Origin of the sequence: Janthinobacterium sp. CG_23.4 (assembly GCF_029892305.1) — a bacterium.
GTDB lineage: Bacteria > Pseudomonadota > Gammaproteobacteria > Burkholderiales > Burkholderiaceae_D > Janthinobacterium > Janthinobacterium lividum_D.
Genome location: NZ_JARXUX010000001.1, coordinates 2,774,915 through 2,792,042, shown reverse-complemented (window position 1 = coordinate 2,792,042; position 17,128 = coordinate 2,774,915). Strand labels below are relative to the sequence as shown.

The 17,128-nt window shown below is 61.9% G+C and carries 14 protein-coding genes and 1 riboswitch; of the genes, 6 read left to right on the top strand and 8 right to left on the bottom strand.

Features of this window, described 5'->3' with window-relative positions; all coding sequences use genetic code 11:
* The first annotated feature begins 190 nt into the window (after window positions 1–190).
* Both H4V96_RS12475 and H4V96_RS12470 read left to right on the top strand, forming a co-directional pair.
* On the top strand, window positions 191–2,224 hold the full coding sequence (locus H4V96_RS12475; protein WP_280721187.1) for a bifunctional 2',3'-cyclic-nucleotide 2'-phosphodiesterase/3'-nucleotidase: 2,034 nt from the start codon (window positions 191–193) through the stop codon (window positions 2,222–2,224).
* A complete protein-coding gene (locus tag H4V96_RS12470) occupies window positions 2,221–2,739 on the top strand; it encodes an SEL1-like repeat protein (protein ID WP_196856840.1) in 519 nt (172 codons plus the stop codon). The genes H4V96_RS12475 and H4V96_RS12470 overlap by 4 nt, the downstream gene beginning before the upstream one ends.
* 14 nt (window positions 2,740–2,753) lie before the next feature.
* Here H4V96_RS12470 and H4V96_RS12465 read toward each other — a convergent pair whose 3' ends face one another.
* Entirely contained in the window at window positions 2,754–3,161 is a 408-nt protein-coding gene (locus H4V96_RS12465; RefSeq protein ID WP_196856839.1) for a hypothetical protein, read from the bottom strand.
* A gap of 9 nt (window positions 3,162–3,170) precedes the next feature.
* Window positions 3,171–4,067, bottom strand: coding sequence for a hypothetical protein (locus tag H4V96_RS12460; protein WP_142303413.1), 897 nt, complete (start codon window positions 4,065–4,067; stop codon window positions 3,171–3,173).
* A gap of 368 nt (window positions 4,068–4,435) precedes the next feature.
* Between H4V96_RS12460 and H4V96_RS12455 the strand changes: the two genes are divergently transcribed.
* The 4 genes from H4V96_RS12455 to H4V96_RS12440 all read left to right on the top strand — a co-directional run bounded on the left by H4V96_RS12455 (window position 4,436) and on the right by H4V96_RS12440 (window position 9,261).
* A complete protein-coding gene (locus H4V96_RS12455; protein WP_196856838.1) occupies window positions 4,436–5,593 on the top strand; it encodes an ABC transporter substrate-binding protein in 1,158 nt (385 codons plus the stop codon).
* Window positions 5,594–5,686: 93 nt separating this feature from the next.
* Complete coding sequence (locus H4V96_RS12450) at window positions 5,687–6,577, top strand: branched-chain amino acid ABC transporter permease (RefSeq protein WP_010398938.1); 891 nt, start codon at window positions 5,687–5,689, stop codon at window positions 6,575–6,577.
* Between the two features lie 7 nt (window positions 6,578–6,584).
* Entirely contained in the window at window positions 6,585–8,528 is a 1,944-nt protein-coding gene (locus H4V96_RS12445; protein ID WP_196856837.1) for a branched-chain amino acid ABC transporter ATP-binding protein/permease, read from the top strand.
* 10 nt (window positions 8,529–8,538) lie between these two features.
* On the top strand, window positions 8,539–9,261 hold the full coding sequence (locus H4V96_RS12440) for an ABC transporter ATP-binding protein (protein ID WP_010398932.1): 723 nt from the start codon (window positions 8,539–8,541) through the stop codon (window positions 9,259–9,261).
* Window positions 9,262–9,428: 167 nt separating this feature from the next.
* Here H4V96_RS12440 and H4V96_RS12435 read toward each other — a convergent pair whose 3' ends face one another.
* The 6 genes from H4V96_RS12435 to H4V96_RS12410 form a co-directional block, all read right to left on the bottom strand.
* On the bottom strand, window positions 9,429–9,758 hold the full coding sequence (locus H4V96_RS12435; RefSeq protein ID WP_010398930.1) for a DUF2288 domain-containing protein: 330 nt from the start codon (window positions 9,756–9,758) through the stop codon (window positions 9,429–9,431).
* A gap of 53 nt (window positions 9,759–9,811) precedes the next feature.
* Window positions 9,812–10,507: an RES family NAD+ phosphorylase gene (locus tag H4V96_RS12430; RefSeq protein ID WP_196856836.1), complete on the bottom strand. Its 696-nt coding sequence runs from the start codon at window positions 10,505–10,507 to the stop codon at window positions 9,812–9,814.
* Between the two features lie 2 nt (window positions 10,508–10,509).
* On the bottom strand, window positions 10,510–10,947 hold the full coding sequence (locus H4V96_RS12425) for an antitoxin Xre/MbcA/ParS toxin-binding domain-containing protein (RefSeq protein ID WP_196856835.1): 438 nt from the start codon (window positions 10,945–10,947) through the stop codon (window positions 10,510–10,512).
* Window positions 10,948–11,087: 140 nt separating this feature from the next.
* A complete protein-coding gene (locus H4V96_RS12420) occupies window positions 11,088–13,706 on the bottom strand; it encodes a S53 family peptidase (RefSeq protein ID WP_196856834.1) in 2,619 nt (872 codons plus the stop codon).
* Between the two features lie 83 nt (window positions 13,707–13,789).
* Window positions 13,790–13,876: riboswitch (cyclic di-GMP riboswitch) on the bottom strand.
* 463 nt (window positions 13,877–14,339) lie between these two features.
* Window positions 14,340–16,040, bottom strand: a complete 1,701-nt coding sequence (gene recJ / locus H4V96_RS12415) for a single-stranded-DNA-specific exonuclease RecJ (RefSeq protein ID WP_196856833.1) — start codon at window positions 16,038–16,040, stop codon at window positions 14,340–14,342.
* Window positions 16,037–17,089: a hypothetical protein gene (locus tag H4V96_RS12410; protein WP_280720972.1), complete on the bottom strand. Its 1,053-nt coding sequence runs from the start codon at window positions 17,087–17,089 to the stop codon at window positions 16,037–16,039. The genes recJ and H4V96_RS12410 overlap by 4 nt, the downstream gene beginning before the upstream one ends.
* Window positions 17,090–17,128 lie beyond the last annotated feature (39 nt).

Below are 17,128 nucleotides of genomic sequence, written 5' to 3'. Positions count from 1 at the left end.
TTCTGATGCCAAGAGCGGGAAATCGCTGCCGCGCGCGGCAATGGCTTGGCGATTTTGCGGTATTTGCGACAAGATTGCACCTGTTGCGGCGGGCCTCGTACGGCTTGCTGGGGGCTGCCGTGCTGCGTATGATGCGGACGATATTGTCTTTCTACAGGAATACTTCATGCGTCACCTTATGCGTCAACTCATGTGCCAGCGCCCCCGTCTCGCCCTGTTGCCGCTGCTGCTGGCCGGCTGCAGCGCCTTGCCGCCCGCCGCCCTCGGACCGGACCAGGCGCCCGCCGCCGCGCCAGCGGGCAGCAGCGCCACCCTGGCCCTGCTGGAGACGACGGACTTGCACGCGAATGTGCTCAGTTATGATTACTATAAGCTGCAGGCGGAACCGTCGGTCGGCCTGGAACGCACGGCGACCCTGATCGCCCAGGCGCGCACGCAGTTCCCGAACAATCTTTTGCTCGATAACGGCGACACCATCCAGGGTACGGCCCTGGCCGACTACCAGGCGCTCGTGAAACCGCTGGCCTGCGAGCAGACCCTGGCTATCTACAAGGCCATGAATGTGCTGAAGGTCGATGGCGGCGGCATCGGCAACCATGAATTCAATTACGGCCTGGCGTTCCTGAGCCAGGTGACGGGCAACCGCTTCGACGTCTACGGCGTCGATGCGAGCAAGCCGCGCTGCGCCGGTCCCGCGTTCCCGCAAGTGCTGGCCAACGTCTACAGCGTCAAGACGGGCCAGCCTTTGTTCGCGCCATATCACATCATCAACAAGCAGATCACGGCGACTGGCCCCGATGGCAAGGCCGTGCGCAGCAGCGTCAAGGTAGGCATCATCAGCTTCGCCCCGCCCACCATCATGGCCTGGGACAAGCGCTGGCTGGAAGGGCGCGTCTACACGCAGGGCGTGCGTGAGACGGCGGAAAAATTCATCCCCGAGATGCGCGCCAAGGGCGCCGAACTGGTGGTGGCCATTTCGCACGGCGGTCTCGATGACAGCGCGTATTCGCCCAGCATGGAAAACGCTAATTACTACCTGTCGCAAGTGCCGGGCGTGGATGCCATGCTGATCGGCCATTCGCACCAGTTGTTCCCGAATGCCAGCAGCACGGTACCGCAATTCAATTTGCCCGGCGTCGATAAAGTCAAAGGGCTGGTCCATGGCGTGCCCACCGTGATGGCCAATCTGTGGGGCAAGCACTTGGGCGTGATCGGCCTCTCCCTGCGTCACGACGGCAAGCAGTGGGGCGTCGACAAGAGTGCCACCACGGTGGAGGCGCGCAGCATCCAGAATGCGGATAAAAGTTATGTGGCGCCCGATGCAGCCATCGCCAAACTCGTGGCCGAAGAGCACGCAGCGACGATAGCCTACGTGCAGACGCCCGTGGGCACCACAGATTTCCGCATGTCGACGTATTTTGCCGACGTGGGCGATGTCAGCGCCATCGAGGTGGTGAACCAGGCGCAGGCGTTCCATCTGGCCGCCTACGTCAAGGCGAACTTGCCGCAATACGCGCACTTGCCTGTGCTGTCGATGTCGTCGCCGTTCAAGAGCGGTTCGGCCGGCGTGTCCGACTACACGGACGTCAAGGCGGGCAATGTGGCGCTGAACAATGCGGCTGACTTGTATTTATATCCGAACGCGCTGTATGGCGTGAAGATGAATGGCGCGCAATTGAAGGCCTGGCTGGAACAGGCGGCGCAGCGTTTCAATACCATCGCCCCCAACAAGCGCGAGCCGCAGGAGTTGGTCAATACGGCCCATCCGAGCTACAACTTCGATGCCATTAGCAGTGCTGACGTGCGCTACCAGATCGATGTCACGCAGCCGCCCGGCCAGCGTATCCGGGGTCTGACGTACCTGGGCAAGCCGGTGGATGCGGCACAGCAATTCTTGATCGCGACAAATAACTACCGCGCCAGCGGCGGCGGCAATTTCCCCGGCCTTGATGGCAGCAACACGGTGGTGGCCTCGCCCGACAATAATCGGGAACTCTTGATTGCCTACATCACGCAGCAGAAAAACCTGACGCGGGCGAAAAACGGTTCGGCGCGCAGCTGGACTTTCGCCAAGGTCGCCACACAAGGGCCGGTGGTATTCCACTCGGCGCCGAACGTTATCGACCTGGCGCAAGCGGCCGGCATCGACAATGTCACGCAGCTGAAGGCCGACGATGGCGCCGGCAAGGGCTTTGCGCTGTACCAGCTCGACATGTCGAAATGATCTGGCTACTGCCTGGCGCGCTGTTGTTATCGCTCGTCTGTTCCTCGCTGACGCCCGGGCAAGCGCAAGCGCAGGATGAGGCTGGCAATCAGCTGGTTCAGGCCAAGGCCTTGATGCGCGGCGCTGCGGCAAGCCAGCCGCAGGCGCGCGCGCTGTTCAAAGTTGCGGCGCAACAGGGCAGCGGGCCCGCCGCCTATTATCTTGGCCTGATGCACAAGAATGGCTTGGGCGGGCCGCTGGATACGGCGTCCGCCATATCCTGGCTGGCACTGGCTGCCCAGCGTGGCGTGGCGCCTGCGATGTTTATCCTGGCGAACCTGCTCCAGACCATAGATGAAACGCAGGCTCGCCATTGGCTCGATGCGGCTTGCGCGCAGGAGTACCCGGAAGCCTTGATGCAAAAAGCCATCGTCACGAATGACGGGACGATGGGCTATGAGCGCAGCGAGGCACAGTCAGCGTTGCTTTTCAGGATGGCTGAGCATGCGATGGGGCACCGGGGGCAGGAGCCTTGATGGCGTCGTTTTGATTAACCGCTAGCCTTGACCAACGCCTGAAGGTCTTTCGTTGCGCCGATCACGCCCATGACGTCTTTTGACAGCAAGGTCGCCGCAACACTGACGACGGCCGCGGTGACGTCAATCGCATGCTTGACGGTCTTAATTTTCTCCAGCGCCATATTGGCGGTATCGATCGCCTGGTCGGCCTGCCTGGCGGCATCTTGTGCTCCATCTGCGATCATGTCGATGCCGTGCGCCTGGAAGCTGGCCACCAGTTCATTGAGGTGATCTTCGAGTTCCTTCAATTCCCCTTTTTCCTCAGTGCTCAGCGTTCTGCGCCCCTTGATCCGCCACGCCAGCAGCAAGGTGGAAATCTCGGACAGGTTATTGGCGATTTCTAATGCCTTCAAGGTGGCCTGTTTGTTGATCGTTGCCATGATGTCCTCCTACCAGTTTACAGGTGCAAGGAAGGCCACCTGGAGTTTCAGTTCATCGACGCGCCGGGAGAACTCCTTCAATTGCTGTTGCAGCTGTGCGCTGTCGTCGTGTGATTTGCGTAGGCTGTCAAGGTTGTCTTGAAAGGCTTTGACGGCCCTTGCATAGCTATCGGGAATTTTTGCGCGTTCGCCTAGCTGCTTCTCGTCGCGATACAGTCGGACCCTGACGTAATTCGTCGCCAGCGGCTCTGCGCGTGCCGTTTCATGCAGGGCCATTTGCAAGACGCCGCTGTCGCGCCGTTCGATCGCGATCCTGTCGCGGTACACCGTCTGCACATAGGTATTGAGCGCATTGGTGATGGCGGCGATGGCCTCTTGCTGGGCGAGTAGTTCGTTGATGGCTGATTTCTGCATGTCCTGCGTCAGCAAACGGCTCAGTTGTTCGCTCAGTTTCATGATGAGGCTTACCTGCCCCGGGTCGAGCAGCGGCTTGTCGCTGCCGGGAACCGGGATGCTGCCCAGGGCTTCGCCGAGGCCGGAAAACTGATCATGGTAGTGGGCCACCTTGCCGCCACTCAGAACTTGCAGGGCTTGAGCGTAGCGCGCCAGGACATCGTTCAGGCGTAGTATTTTTTGATTCGAATCGGCGATCTTGTCACAGCCGCGCCTAGCCTGTTGCTCGGCGGCTGCAGGGTCGAAGCCGTCGGTGGAAATCAGGTTCCTGCGCAACTCGTTGTTGATGCAGCTGTCTACGGTGGCGTTGGCAATGGGGGGAAAGGTGACGGTCATTTGCTGGCCCGTCCGTGCAAAGTTGTCGACGGATGTGAAGCTGGCGCAACCGCTGAACATATTGAGCAGCAGTGCAGCGAGGGAAAGGGCAAGCGATCTTCTCAGGGGTAGCGGCATGATGCCTCCATGCAGGTGGTGGTGCTGGAGAGACCCGTGCGGATGCAGGGAGATGCCTCACCTTAGCAGTCAACGACGGCTCGGCTTTGCGGCGGATCAAGCGGGCGAGGTGGAGCGTGTTTTACCGGAGATCGACACTCGTCTTTCTCCTCGCTGGTCAAGTCATTTTGGGTTTGCTTCATATTTTCCTTACAGAAGACTGACAATAGACCAAGCAATTGGGCGTCTTACACATGTTGCGACGCGTCATATGTAGTTGTTGCTGGTGCATGTTTACTAACCTACAATGATTTATCGATGGGGCGGTTATCCAGCGTACGACTATAAAAATATGTGGCTTTAAAAATGTTGTATCAGAGGAGATGAGAATGAATTTGAAACAGAAATTGCTCGTGGCAAGTTTGGTTTTGGGTTTCTCGCAGGCGGCAGTCGCAGCCGACCCCATCAAGATCGGCGTGTCCGGTCCGTTCACCGGTGGTTCCGCGCCGATGGGCGTTTCGATGCGCGACGGCGTCAAGCTGGCCGTCGCTGAAATCAATGCCAAGGGCGGCGTCTTGGGGCGCTCGCTGCTGCTGATCGAGCGCGACGACGAAGCCAAGAATGAACGCGGTGTGCAAATCGCCCAGGAACTGATCAACAAGGAAAAGGTTGCCGCCACTGTCGGCTACATCAATACCGGCGTGGCCCTCGCTTCGCAGCGGTTTTACCAGGAAGCGAAAATCCCCGTCATGAACAATGTGGCGACGGGCTCCATCGTCACCAAGCAATTCGCCGACCAGCCGGACAACTATATCTTCCGCAACGCGGCCAATGACACTATTCAGTCCGGCATGATCGTGCACGAGGCGATCGAGAACCGCAAGTTCAAGAAAGTGGCGATCCTGGCCGATTCCACCAATTATGGCCAGCTGGGTCGCGAAGACCTGGAAAAGGCGCTGGACAAGAAGGGCATCAAGGCCGTTGTCGTTGAAAAATACAACATCAAGGATGTCGACATGACGGCCCAGCTGCTCAAAGCCAAGCAGGCGGGCGCGGAAGTGGTGCTGACCTACGGCATCGGCCCGGAACTGGCGCAGATCGCCAATGGCATGGAAAAACTCGGCTGGAAAGTGCCGCTGATCGGCAGCTGGACCCTGGCCATGGGCAATTTCATCGATAACGCCGGCAAGAACGGCAATGGCACGCGCATGCCGCAAACCTTCATCCAGGATGCCAGCACACCGAAACGCAAGGCCTTTATCGACGCCTATGTGGCCACCTACAAGCCATCGGGCGGACGCATGCCGTCGGCCGTCTCTGCCGCGCAAGGCTATGATTCCATTTATCTGCTGGCTGCCGCCATCACGCAGGCGGGTGGCACGGATGGCCCGAAAGTGCGCGCCGCGCTGGAAAACCTGAATGAAAAAGTGGAAGGCGCCGTCACCACCTACAACAAGCCGTTCAGCAAGACCAACCATGAAGCGATCACGGCCGACTTGACCGTGTTTGGCGAAGTCAATGACGGCAAGGTCGTCCTTGCCAAATAAGTTCGGCTAATTCCAACGATCTAGCCGCGCAATGGCCAGCCTTGAGGAATCAGGACTGGCCATTTTTTCATCTTTCGTCTTCCGGGGAATACCATGGAAATCTTCCTGCAGCTCGTCTTCAGCGGCATTGCGCTGGGCATGATTTATGCCGTCATTGCCTTCGGCTATCAGCTGACCTTTGCCACTTCCGGCACCCTCAATTTCGGCCAGGGCGAATCTCTGATGCTGGGCGCGCTGGTGGGCCTCTCGCTGGTGGGCACCATTCACGGCGGCCCCTACATGAGCTATTTGCTGATGATCCCCATCGTCATCGTCTTCGGCGCCTTGCAGGGCGTGTTCGTCGAATGGATAGGCGTGCGGCCCGCCATCAAGATCAAGTCCGAATTCGGCTGGATCATGTCGACCATCGCCCTGGCCATCATTTTCAAGAACGTGGCGGAAAATATCTGGGGCAAGGATGATCTGATGTTCCCGTCGCCGTTGTCGGCCGCGCCGTTCCAGGTGTTTGGCGCCAATGTGCAGCAGATGCAGGTGGCCGTTATCGTCGGCGCGCTGGCCATCATGCTGGCCGTCGAAGTATTCAACCGCAAATCCATTTACGGCAAGGCTGTAGTGGCGACAGCCAATGACCGCGACGCGGCCGGTCTGATGGGCATCAATACGGGCATGGTCATCACTTTTTCCTACGCGCTGTCGTCGGCCACGGCCGCCTTTGCGGGCGTGCTGGTGGCGCCGTTGACCTTGACTGGGGCCACCATGGGCGCCTCGCTGGGCTTGAAAGCGTTTGCCGTGGCCATTATCGGCGGGCTGACTTCGGGCGTGGGTGCCATCGTCGGTGGCCTGATACTGGGCATCGCCGAGACGACCACCGGCTATTACATCTCCACTGGCTACAAGGAAGTGCCAGGCCTGCTGCTGTTGCTGCTGGTGCTGGCAGTCAAGCCATCGGGCCTGTTCGGCAAAGCCGCGATCAAGAAAGTCTGAGGATCACATGAACCAGAAAATCACTATGCTGGCGCTGAGTGCGGCGGGCTTGGCCGCGCTCGTGCTGTTTCCCATCCTTATCCCGAACCCTTACTATATCCACTTGGCCGAGACCATTCTGATCTACGCCATCTTGCTGTTTGGCCTCGATATCGTCGTCGGCTACACGGGCCAGGTGTCGCTGGGCCACGCGGGCTTGTTCGGCATCGGCTCGTACGCCACGGGCGTGCTGGTGTTCAAGCTGGGCTTGTCGTTCTGGCTGGCCATCCCCGCCAGCATCGTCGGCGCGGCCGCGTTTGGCGCCATCCTGGCCTTGCCGGCCTTGCGCGTAACGGGTCCCTACCTGGCCATGGTGACACTGGCCTTTGGCACCATCGTGCAAATTCTGATCAACGAGATGAGCTTCCTGACAGAGGGGCCGATGGGCATCAAGATCCACAAACCCGTACTGTTCGGCCACAAATTGAGCGAAGTGGAGTATTACTACATGGTCGCCGCGCTGATGGTGATCTCGCTGGTGCTCGTGCACCGTATTTTGAAGTCGAACCTGGGGCGCGCCTTCGAGGCGCTGCGCGACAGTCCCATCGCCTCGGACTGCATGGGCGTGTCCGTCTACCGCTACAAGGTGTACGCCTTCGTCATCAGCGCCGGTTTCGCCGGCCTGGCCGGCAGCCTGTATGCGTATTCGGAAGAGTACATCTCGCCCAATACCTATAACTTCGAGCTGACGATATTGTTCCTGCTCGCCGTCATCATGGGCGGTCGCAAGACGCGCTCGGGCGCCTTGATCGGCGCCTTGATCGTCGTCATGCTGCCCAGTTTGCTGGCGGACATCGAACTATTTCGCAAGATCGCCGTCGCCGCCGCCGTGCTGGGCGTGATCGGTTCCATCTTCATGCTGGCGAAAAAGCGTTCCACCGTGCGCGGCGTGCTCGTGCCCCTGGTCGCCACCATCGGCCTGGCCGCCTACTCGTACAAGCTCGACAACATGGTTGACTGGCGCCTGACCATCTTCGGCTTGATGACCTTATTTGTCGTCTACTATCTGCAGGACGGCATCGTCGGCTTTTTGATGAGTTTTGTGAGCAAGGGCCGGCGCCATGTGCTGGCCGTCGCCTCGCATGGCGTGGCGCCTTTTGACCACGCCCAAGGCGGCCAGCGTGGCGAAACGCTGCTGCGCGTGGACCAGGCGCTGATGCAGTTCGGCGGCTTGAAAGCGCTCAACCTGGTGGACTTGAACGTTACGCAGGGCTCCGTGCATGGCTTGATCGGGCCCAATGGCTCGGGCAAGAGCACGATGATGAATGTGCTGACGGGGATCTACAAGCCGACGGCGGGCAGGGTGGAATTTGCCGGCGCCGTGATTTCCGGGCGCACGCCGTCCGAAATCGCCGTGGGTGGCGTGGCGCGCACTTTTCAGAACGTGCAACTGTTCGGCGAGATGACGGCCACCGAGAATGTGCTGGTGGGTTTGCACAACACCTTCAAATCGAATGTGCTGGAGGTGATGCTGCACACGCCGCGCTACAAACGTGAAGAGAAGGCCGCGCGCGAGCGCGCCGCCAGCATCCTCGAATTCGTCGGCCTGGCCGACCTGGCCAACGAAGAGGCGCGCAATTTGCCGTATGGCAAGCAGCGGCTGCTGGAAATCGGCCGCGCGCTGGGCCTCAATCCGCGCCTGCTGCTGCTCGATGAGCCGGCGGCGGGCCTGACGGCGCCCGACATCAAGGAGTTGATGGCCATCATCCGCAAGATCCGCGAGCACGGCATCACCATCATCCTGATCGAGCACCACATGGACGTGGTGATGGCGCTGTCGGACGTGGTGACGGTGCTGGACTTCGGCCAGAAGATTGCCGAAGGCGCACCCGCGCTGGTCCAGAGCGATCCAAAAGTGATCGAAGCCTACCTGGGCGGCAGCGCCGACACCCTGAGCCCTGCGGCGCATTGAGAGGAAGACCATGCTGAGCATTCATAATCTGCACGCCGCCTACGGCAAAGTCGAAGTCCTGCACGGTATTTCATTCGAGGTCCCGAAGGGCAAGCTGGTGACCCTGATCGGCTCGAACGGCGCCGGCAAGACCACTACCATGCGCGCCATTTCCGGCATGCTGAAACCCAAATCGGGCACCGTTACGCTGGGCGGCAACGATGTCACGGGGCTAGACTCGCACCGCATCGCGCGTGCCGGCCTGGCCCACTCGCCGGAAGGGCGGCGCGTATTCGCCTCCATGTCAGTAACCGACAACCTGCTGCTGGGGGCCTTTCCCCGCTTTACGCGGGCGCGCCCGAAGGGCGACATCAAGGGAGACCTGGACAAGGCCCTGGAGCTGTTCCCCCGCCTGAAGGAGCGGCGCGACCAGCTGGCCGGCACGCTTTCGGGCGGCGAGCAGCAGATGCTGGCCATGGCCCGCGCCGTGATGCTGAATCCGGAAGTGATCTTGCTGGACGAGCCGTCCATGGGCCTGGCACCCATTCTGGTGGAGGAAGTCTTCCGCATCATCACGCGCCTGAAAGCCGAAGGCGTGACCATGCTGCTGGTGGAACAATTCGCCGCCGCCGCCCTGAACGTGGCCGATTACGGCTACGTGCTGGAAAACGGCAGCATTTCCGTGCATGGCCCGGCCCAGAGTTTGAAGAACGATCCGAAGGTGATCGCCGCTTACTTGGGCGGCGGGCACTGATGCGCGTTGAGGTGCGTTGAAGTGTGTTGACAATGCGCTACGCTGCACATTGTCAATCCGCTACGCTACGCGCTTCTGTTTCTTGCCGTGCAGGAGGATGATTTTTACCCCGCCCATTGCAACACGAGTTCAATTTGCAGCGTCGACGCAATGTGGTGGCGTGGCCCTTAGTGTTTGGTGGGTTTGGTGGGCTTTTCCTGCTGCACCAAAATGAACGGGCTGACGACGACCGCCCACAGGGCCGCGTCGGCCGCTTGCCAGTCCAGCGCCTGCTGGTCCGACACCTTGGCCACTTTGCCATCGACCATCCATTGCGTGATGGTAGTCTTGTCGTCGTGCGAAATGCGCACGGCCACTTCGACCAGGTCGAGTTCATTGGCGACCCAGACGACATTGCCTTGGGCGAAGTGCTTTTCCAGTTCGCTCCAGGCCAGGCGGGCCGTTTCGCTGTTGACTTTGAGGCGTAGTTCGGTGTCTTTTTCAGGATTGGTTTGCATGCGGTATATCAAGTAGCGGTGAGTCGGGTGCCGTTGCGCGCGCTTGGCTTGCCTTATGCGGCTTCCACGCGTGGCGTCGGCGTACCCTGCCATGTTAACCGATAGACGGCGCCTTTGCGAACATTGCCTACCAGGGCAGGGCGGAAGCAGGCCAGGTTGGTGCCGCTGGCGTGGCGGACGCTGGGGAAGATCACGCCCATGGAGCCCGCTTCGAGCAGGATGGCGGCCAGCTCTTGCGAGGCGATGTAGCTGGCCGGGTCAAGGCAAGCCTGGTAGCGGGGTTGGCCGCGCAGGTCGTGGAAGCTGGCGGAAAAATCGGCCAGCAGCGCCTGGTAGCTGACGCTATCGTCGAAATAGTCGATTTCCTGGTATTCCACGGTCTTGTGGAAAATGATCTCGGCCAGCGCCGTTGGCATGTCGAAGGCGCAATACCAGGCACCGCGCTCGCCATCGTTGAAACGCGCCCCTTCCGGGCGGGCGTAGGTGTAAGCGGCGTTGATGATGCGAAAGTGCGGTACGCCAAAAACCAGCTCGTCCACGCCAATTCCTGGTGCGCCGCCGTACTCGGCCACCAGGCGCGCATTGGTCGCGTTATCGAGTTCAAACAACTCGCGCAGATGATTGTCGTCCTCGGCCAGGGGCGCCAGCACGGAGTCTTCCATGTCGGCGAAGCGCGAGGGAATCAAACGGCAGGTGTCGATCTGGCGCAAGGCGGCCAGCGGCGGCAGGTGCGCCTGCGCGGCGGGCATGCTTACAGGCCTCCGCGGCGCGCGTCGAGCAGCTTGCGCACCGTCTGCATGGCCAGCAAGCCGCCGGCCAGCATCTGTGACAGCGGCGTGCGGCCGCCAAAGATGGCGTTTTTGTTGGGCAAGCTCACCCATTCGTCGGCCAGCTTGTCGCCGTACAGGATGTGCAAGGCCTTGTAGATGCCGAGCAAATAGGAAATGCGCGTGATGCGGTCCACTTCCAGTACGCGGTCCGGGTGCTTTTTCCACTCGTAATAGGCGCTGCTCGACAGGCCACCCAGCAATTCGCGCGCCTCGTCGTCGCGCAACTTCCAGGCGATGGCCAGCTTGAAAAGCCCTTTCAGTGCCGCTTGCGACAAGCGCTCGCGTTCAGCTTTGGCATTCAGGTCGACGAGCACGGCCGGCTCGAAGCGGCTCTTGGGGTAGGCGTAGGCGAGATGCATGGCATTCCTTGTGTGAAACTCTGGTTATGGACTATTTATACTCCTTTTCTGGATTTGTTGCAAAGGCAGCGCGCAAGAAAAACGCGGCGCAGCAGGATGTGTCTCCCGCTGCGCCCCGCTGGCAGGCGTGCCGCGCCAGCTTATTTTGCCGTGATAGTCACCGGCACGGTCAGCTGCGCCGTCAAGCCGTTATTGTCCAGTGCCACCACCTTCAAGGCGTAGTTACCGGTGATCGGTTGCGGCCAGGTGGCGGTGATCGTCAAGCCGCTCATGGAAAATTGCATGCCCAGCGGCGCGCCGCTGATCGAGATCTGCAGCGCGTTCGCGCCGGGTGCTGTCAGCACGATGCTGCCGCTTAATGACTTGCCCGCCACGCCCGTCAGGGCAGCGGCGCTGATGGTGGGGCCGGCGGCGGCGATTTTTACCGCAGCCACGGCCTGGCCCGTCAATCCCGTCTTGCTATCTTTGGCGATGACGGTGACGTTGTAGCTGCCCAGCACGGGGTTGGCCCAGCTGACGACGCCGGCGGCGTTGACGGTCATGCCGGACGGCGCGCCCGACAGGCTATAGGTGACGGCGTTGGGCGCTACCGTCGTGGCGGTAAACGACAGGGCCACGCCGGGCTTGCCGCTGACGCTGGCGACGCTCACTACCGGTGGCAGCGGTGCGGCGATGGCCACCGTATAAATGCCCTTGCCACTCAAGCCGGTCTTGCTGTCCGTGGCCGTCACGGTGACGGTGTAGGTACCGGCCACGGGGGCGGCCCAGCTCACCAGCCCTGCGCTGCTGATGCTCATGCCGGCCGGTGCGCCGCTCAGCGCGTAGCCGACTGGATTGGCGGCCGTGACGCTGACATTGAATGCCAGCGCCGTGCCCACCTTGCCCGCGATGGCGCCGGCGGCAACGACAGGCGGCGCGATGGGCGCGATGACGATGCTGTATGCGCCCTGGCCACTGAGGCCGCTGACGGTATCCTTGGCCAGCATGGTGACGGCATACGTGCCCGCCAACGGCGCGGCCCAGCTGACCACGCCCGTGGCGGCGATGCTCATGCCGGCCGGCGCGCCCAGCATGGTATAGCTGAGGGGGTTCGATGCGCTGGCCGAGACGGTGAACGACAGCGGCTTGCCGGCCGTGCCACTGATGCTGGCCGGCGCCACCACGGGGGCGGTTGGCGCAATCTGTCCGCCCGACAGGCTGGCCAGCAGGTTTTTTACGTTGGGCGTACCCAGGCCACCGAGCGGGTCATAGCCGATCCTGGCCGTGCACACGCCGCAAGTACCGTTGCTGCCGCGCGTGATATCGGCAAAGCTGCTGGCAAAGGTGCCCGGTACGGTAGCGATCTGGCCGTACAGCATAGTATGCGCCAAGCCGAGCGCCGTCTTTGCTTGCAGCGCGCGGTTAGCGTTGGCGATGGCGACCAGGCCGGCCCATTGCGGGGTGGACAGACTGGTGCCGCCAACGCTGAGCCAGCTGGCGGTGCTGCTGCCCGGTGTCATCACTGCCGTGTACTGGCCCGTGGCCGGGTCGGCATTGAAGGCCACGTCGGCCACGTTGCGCCGCAACAGATTGCTCAGGCCGGGTACGTTGGCTGTCTGGTAGCTTGGCAATGGCGTATAGGCGCTGATGCCGCCGCCCGTGCCGGACCAGGCCGTTTCGCTGCGCACGCCGCTGCCGCTGTAGCTGAGCGTGGTGCCGCCCACGGCCAGCACATTGGGCGACACGGACGGCCAGGAGACGCCGTTGCCCGAGTCGCCCGTGGCAGCCAGGTAAGTCATGTTCTTGCCCGTGAAGGCGCTGTCGACGGAAGCGGTCCAGTTGCCTTCGGCGGCGCCAAAGCTCATCGACACGACGCCTGGTCCCATCAGGTTGGCCAGGCGCACGCCGCCCAGCAGGCTGTTGACCGAAGCGTCGGGTGCCTCGATCAGCACGATGCGCGCCAGCGGCGCCGTGGCATGCGCCCATTGCACGTCGAGCGCGATTTCCATGGCCCAACCCGAATTATAGGCGGGCGCGGTAGCCGTCATGGTGCTCGCTGGCGTGTTGTAGACGATGGAAAATTCACAGCCATTGGTCGAGGCAGGCGGCAATGGCAGGGTGGCATTGGTGGCGATGACTTTGCTGGTGCAGCCGGGCAAGCCGAACTTTTGGTTGAAGAGGGCCAGTTCGGCGGCCGCGTTCGGGTTATGCATGGCGTTGACGATGTAGATCGTCTGCCCCGCGCCCAGCTGTGCCGCCTGGGCCGGCGTCAGTGCCGTGCCCGCCGCAGGCAGGGCGGGCAAGTCGTAGGCGGCGCGGATTTGCGCGGGGGAATAGGTAGCCACCACGCTGCTGCCGGCCAGGGGCGCGGCAATGTCGCTTGCGCCGCCGTCCAGCAGTGGCGCAACTTCTTGCGCCACCTGTTCCGAGGCGACAATTGTTTGCGCCGTCAAACGGCGCGTGCTCATTTCCTGCATGGCGCCGGGCACTCGCTGCAAGTGCGGCCGCCAGCGGGCCGAGCCGCTGCTGTTGGCGCTGTCGCGCCCGTCAGGCGCATCGAGCAGCATCGGGGCCGCATGGAACATCGGTTGCACCACCAGCGCCCCGACATCGGCGGGGATGACTGGCACTTCAACACTAAACTGTGTCGCAGCCGTGGCGACGGCGGCGGGCGGGGTCGATGTTTCCTGCCCTGGGCCGCAAGCGCCCAGCAGGAGGGCAGCAGTGGCGCCCAGCAGCAGCCGAGCGTGGCGGCGATGTGGCGGGATGATTTTTTTCATGGCGAAACTCTCCGGGTTGGCGAGGGCCACATTTCTACAACGCATCGAGGCATGGTGCCGCGCACTGGCGGTGTCAGCCCTGCATTGGTAGCCCCGCTGCCATAGCGCTTGCGCGCGGTAGGCCGGTGGCTTTGCGTCCCCGTCTTTCGACGGGTTTGCCCTCAGAATTAATCATGCATCGCTACACTCCCTGATGCCTTATTAATTCTAGCGAATTCGCCAAATAAGTGTTAACTATTTTAAATCAATAGTTTTATTTTGGCAATTTAATGTTGCGGATTTTCCCATTATTGAATGCAATAATGCCAGCTTGATTAAGTATTAAAAGCAAGGTTATCAGAGGGATATTGATGCGAAACAGTGTTTCTCCCAGATAACGGTGCTTGTCTTTCCTGATAATTTCATGAATTTACCGAATATATTGTTTTCATGCATCAATCCTCGCACGCCATGCCTGGTTACGGCGCTGCGCGGCAGGCCGCCAGCATGGCAACAAGGCGACTAATCTCAGGGCACCTGAGCAAACCGTAGCGAGCGGTAGTGATTTGTGGCCGAGAAGCGCAACCGTACTTCTAGTGCGCTAAGCATCGCAGGCGGCCTATACCGACGCGCAGTAGGTACTGTCAGGTGTCACTACACAGGTTCCGCGTGTTCCACCATCAGTTGTACTTTGGTCGTGCCATTGTATTCATTCGCATCGAGGCGGAAGGCGACCCTGGTGCGTTCGCCCAGGGCGTCCGTGCGGCCAAACCAGATGGCGTCGAAGCGCACGCCGTTTTTTTCCAGCAGCAGCTTCAAATGGCGCTCTTTCAATATGCGCTGGCTGACGACGCGAAATTCATCGCAGAAGACGGGCGGGGCGAAGCCCTGGCCCCATACTTGGCCATCCATCAGTTCGATGAAGGCCGTCGTGTAATACGCGTCTTCCAGCGGGCCGTCCGTTTCCACTACCCGTTCCAGCTGTTGCGAGCTGAGCCAGGCCTGGCCCACGGCTTCGAAGGCCTGGGAAAACGCGTCGAAGGCCTCGGCGCGGATGGTCAGGCCTGCCGCCATGGCGTGGCCGCCGAACTTGTCGATCAGGCTCGGTGCCCGTTTCGACACCAGGTCGAGCGCGTCGCGCAAGTGGAAACCGGGAATCGACCGGCCCGAGCCCTTGATCCAGCCGTCCGCGCCCGGTGCAAACGTGATCGTCGGGCGGTAGAATTTTTCCTTCAGGCGCGAGGCGACGATGCCGATCACGCCCTGGTGCCAGGATGCGTCGAAGACGCTGATGGTGCTGCTGTTGGCCGGTTCGAAAGCATCGAGGTGCAGCAGGGCGGTATCCTGCATTTCCGCCTCGATTTCGCGGCGCTTCAGGTTAATGTCGTTCAATTGCTGCGCCAGCGCCCAAGCCCGCCCTTCGTCGTCCGTGATCAGGCATTCGATGCCCAGCGACATGTCTTGCAAGCGCCCGGCCGCATTCAGGCGCGGGCCCAGGGCAAAACCCAGGTCGAACGGCGTGGCGCTGCGCGCTTCGCGGCCCGCCACGCGGAACAGGGCGGCCACGCCCGCGTGCATATTGCCCTTGCGCATGCGTTTCAAGCCTTGCGCGACGAGGATGCGGTTGTTCGTATCGAGGCGTACCACGTCGGCCACCGTGCCCAGCGCCACCAGGTCGAGCAGATTGTCGAGCTTGGGTTGCGTTTGCGCATCGAAAATCCCGCGTCGTCGCATTTCTGCGCGCAGGGCCAGCAAGACGTAAAACACCACGCCCACGCCTGCCAGGTGTTTGCTGGGGAAACCGCAGGCGGGCTGGTTGGGATTGACGATGACGGCCGCGTCGGGCAGGGTGTCGGCCGGCAAATGGTGGTCGGTAACGACCACTTCGATGCCGCGCCGGTTCGCTTCGGCCACGCCGTCGATGCTGGCAATGCCGTTGTCGACGGTGATGATGATGTCGGGCGACTTTTCGCGCGCGGTCAGTTCGACGATTTCCGGCGTCAGGCCGTAGCCGTATTCAAAACGGTTGGGCACGATGAAATCGACGTCGGCGCCCATGGCGCGCAAGCCGCGAATGGCCACGGCGCAGGCGGTGGCGCCGTCGCAATCGTAGTCGGCGACGATGACCATGCGTTTCTTGGCGGCAATTGCGTCGGCCAGGAAGGCCCCGGCCGCGCCTATGTGCAGCAAGCCCGATGGCGGCATCAGGGCCGCCAGTTCGCTCGACAGTTCCGCGGCGTCAGACAAGCCACGCGAGGCGTACAGGCGGGCCAGCACCGGGTGGATGCCGCCCTGGCGCAGCAGTTCGGATTCGCGGTAAGGACAGGGGCGGGTGGCGATGCGGGTACGGGTCATGTTGTTTTCAATTTGTTCAGGGTCATCGCGCGCCAGAATTTGCGTTGCGCATTCTTGCTGGTGCTGCAAGCTAGCCAGGCATCGCGGTGGCTCAGCACCAGGCGCAGTTGCCCAAGCCGGCCGTCTTTTACGGCCGCCAGCAGGGGCGTGAACCAGTCCGCTTCCAGTGATTGCAACTGTTGCAGCCACATGCCCCATTCCTGCGCCTGCGCCGCCTCGATCAGTCCGCCCAGCACGACGACGGCGTCGGCATGCTCGGCCAGCACACTGTTTGGACTGGCATCGCGCCGGGCCGGTTCCGCCAGCGCTGCCAGCCAGCCGGGCGCGTCCTGCGTATGCAGCTTGGCGGCGCAAAGCTCCGCGGGCGCCGTGGCGACGCTGGCGCCCCAGATCCAGAAGGAGTTGATGGCTTTCAAGCCGCGCTCCTCGCGCGCCGCGTTGACAGGGTGTTCATGCCACAGCATCTGCACTTCGTTTTGCAGACGGCGCGCAGCGCGCGCGTGCTCGCCTTCCGGCATCCAGACGGACAGGTCTTGCGTGGTGGCGGCGTCCGGCGAGGCGCACTGCAAGTCGCTCCAGGCATCGGCGCGCATGAACCAGGTGCCCGCATCGCCGTACGCCAGGGGCTGGCCGATTTCGTCGAAATACGGGGCAGCACTGTCGAACAGGGCGCGGCCATCGGCTTCGCTCAGCCTGAGTTGGCGCAAATCTTCCAGGCTGATATGGCTGCGGGCGATGGCCAGGTGGGCTGGATGCAGCAGGAAGTAGCGCGCCCCAGGTTCCGGCACGAGGCCGTAGCCGCGCATGGCCTGCGCGGCAAAGGCCGCTTGCGCCGCCTCGCCATTGGCTGCGGGCGCCAGGCCCAAGGCGTGCGCCAGCCACGCCTCGTGCGGCAGCAGGCGCTTGGCGTTGTCAAAAGTTTCCAAATTGCAAGTGGATGTGCGTGACAGCAGTGCCGCCAGGGCGGGTGCCTGCAAGACCTTGAGCAGGTCGGCGGCCAGTTCGGCATTGGGCAAGGCGCAGGGCAGGACGAGGGTAAGTTGATTCATCCCGAGATTGTAGGCGATTGTGGTCATGCCCGAGTAGGG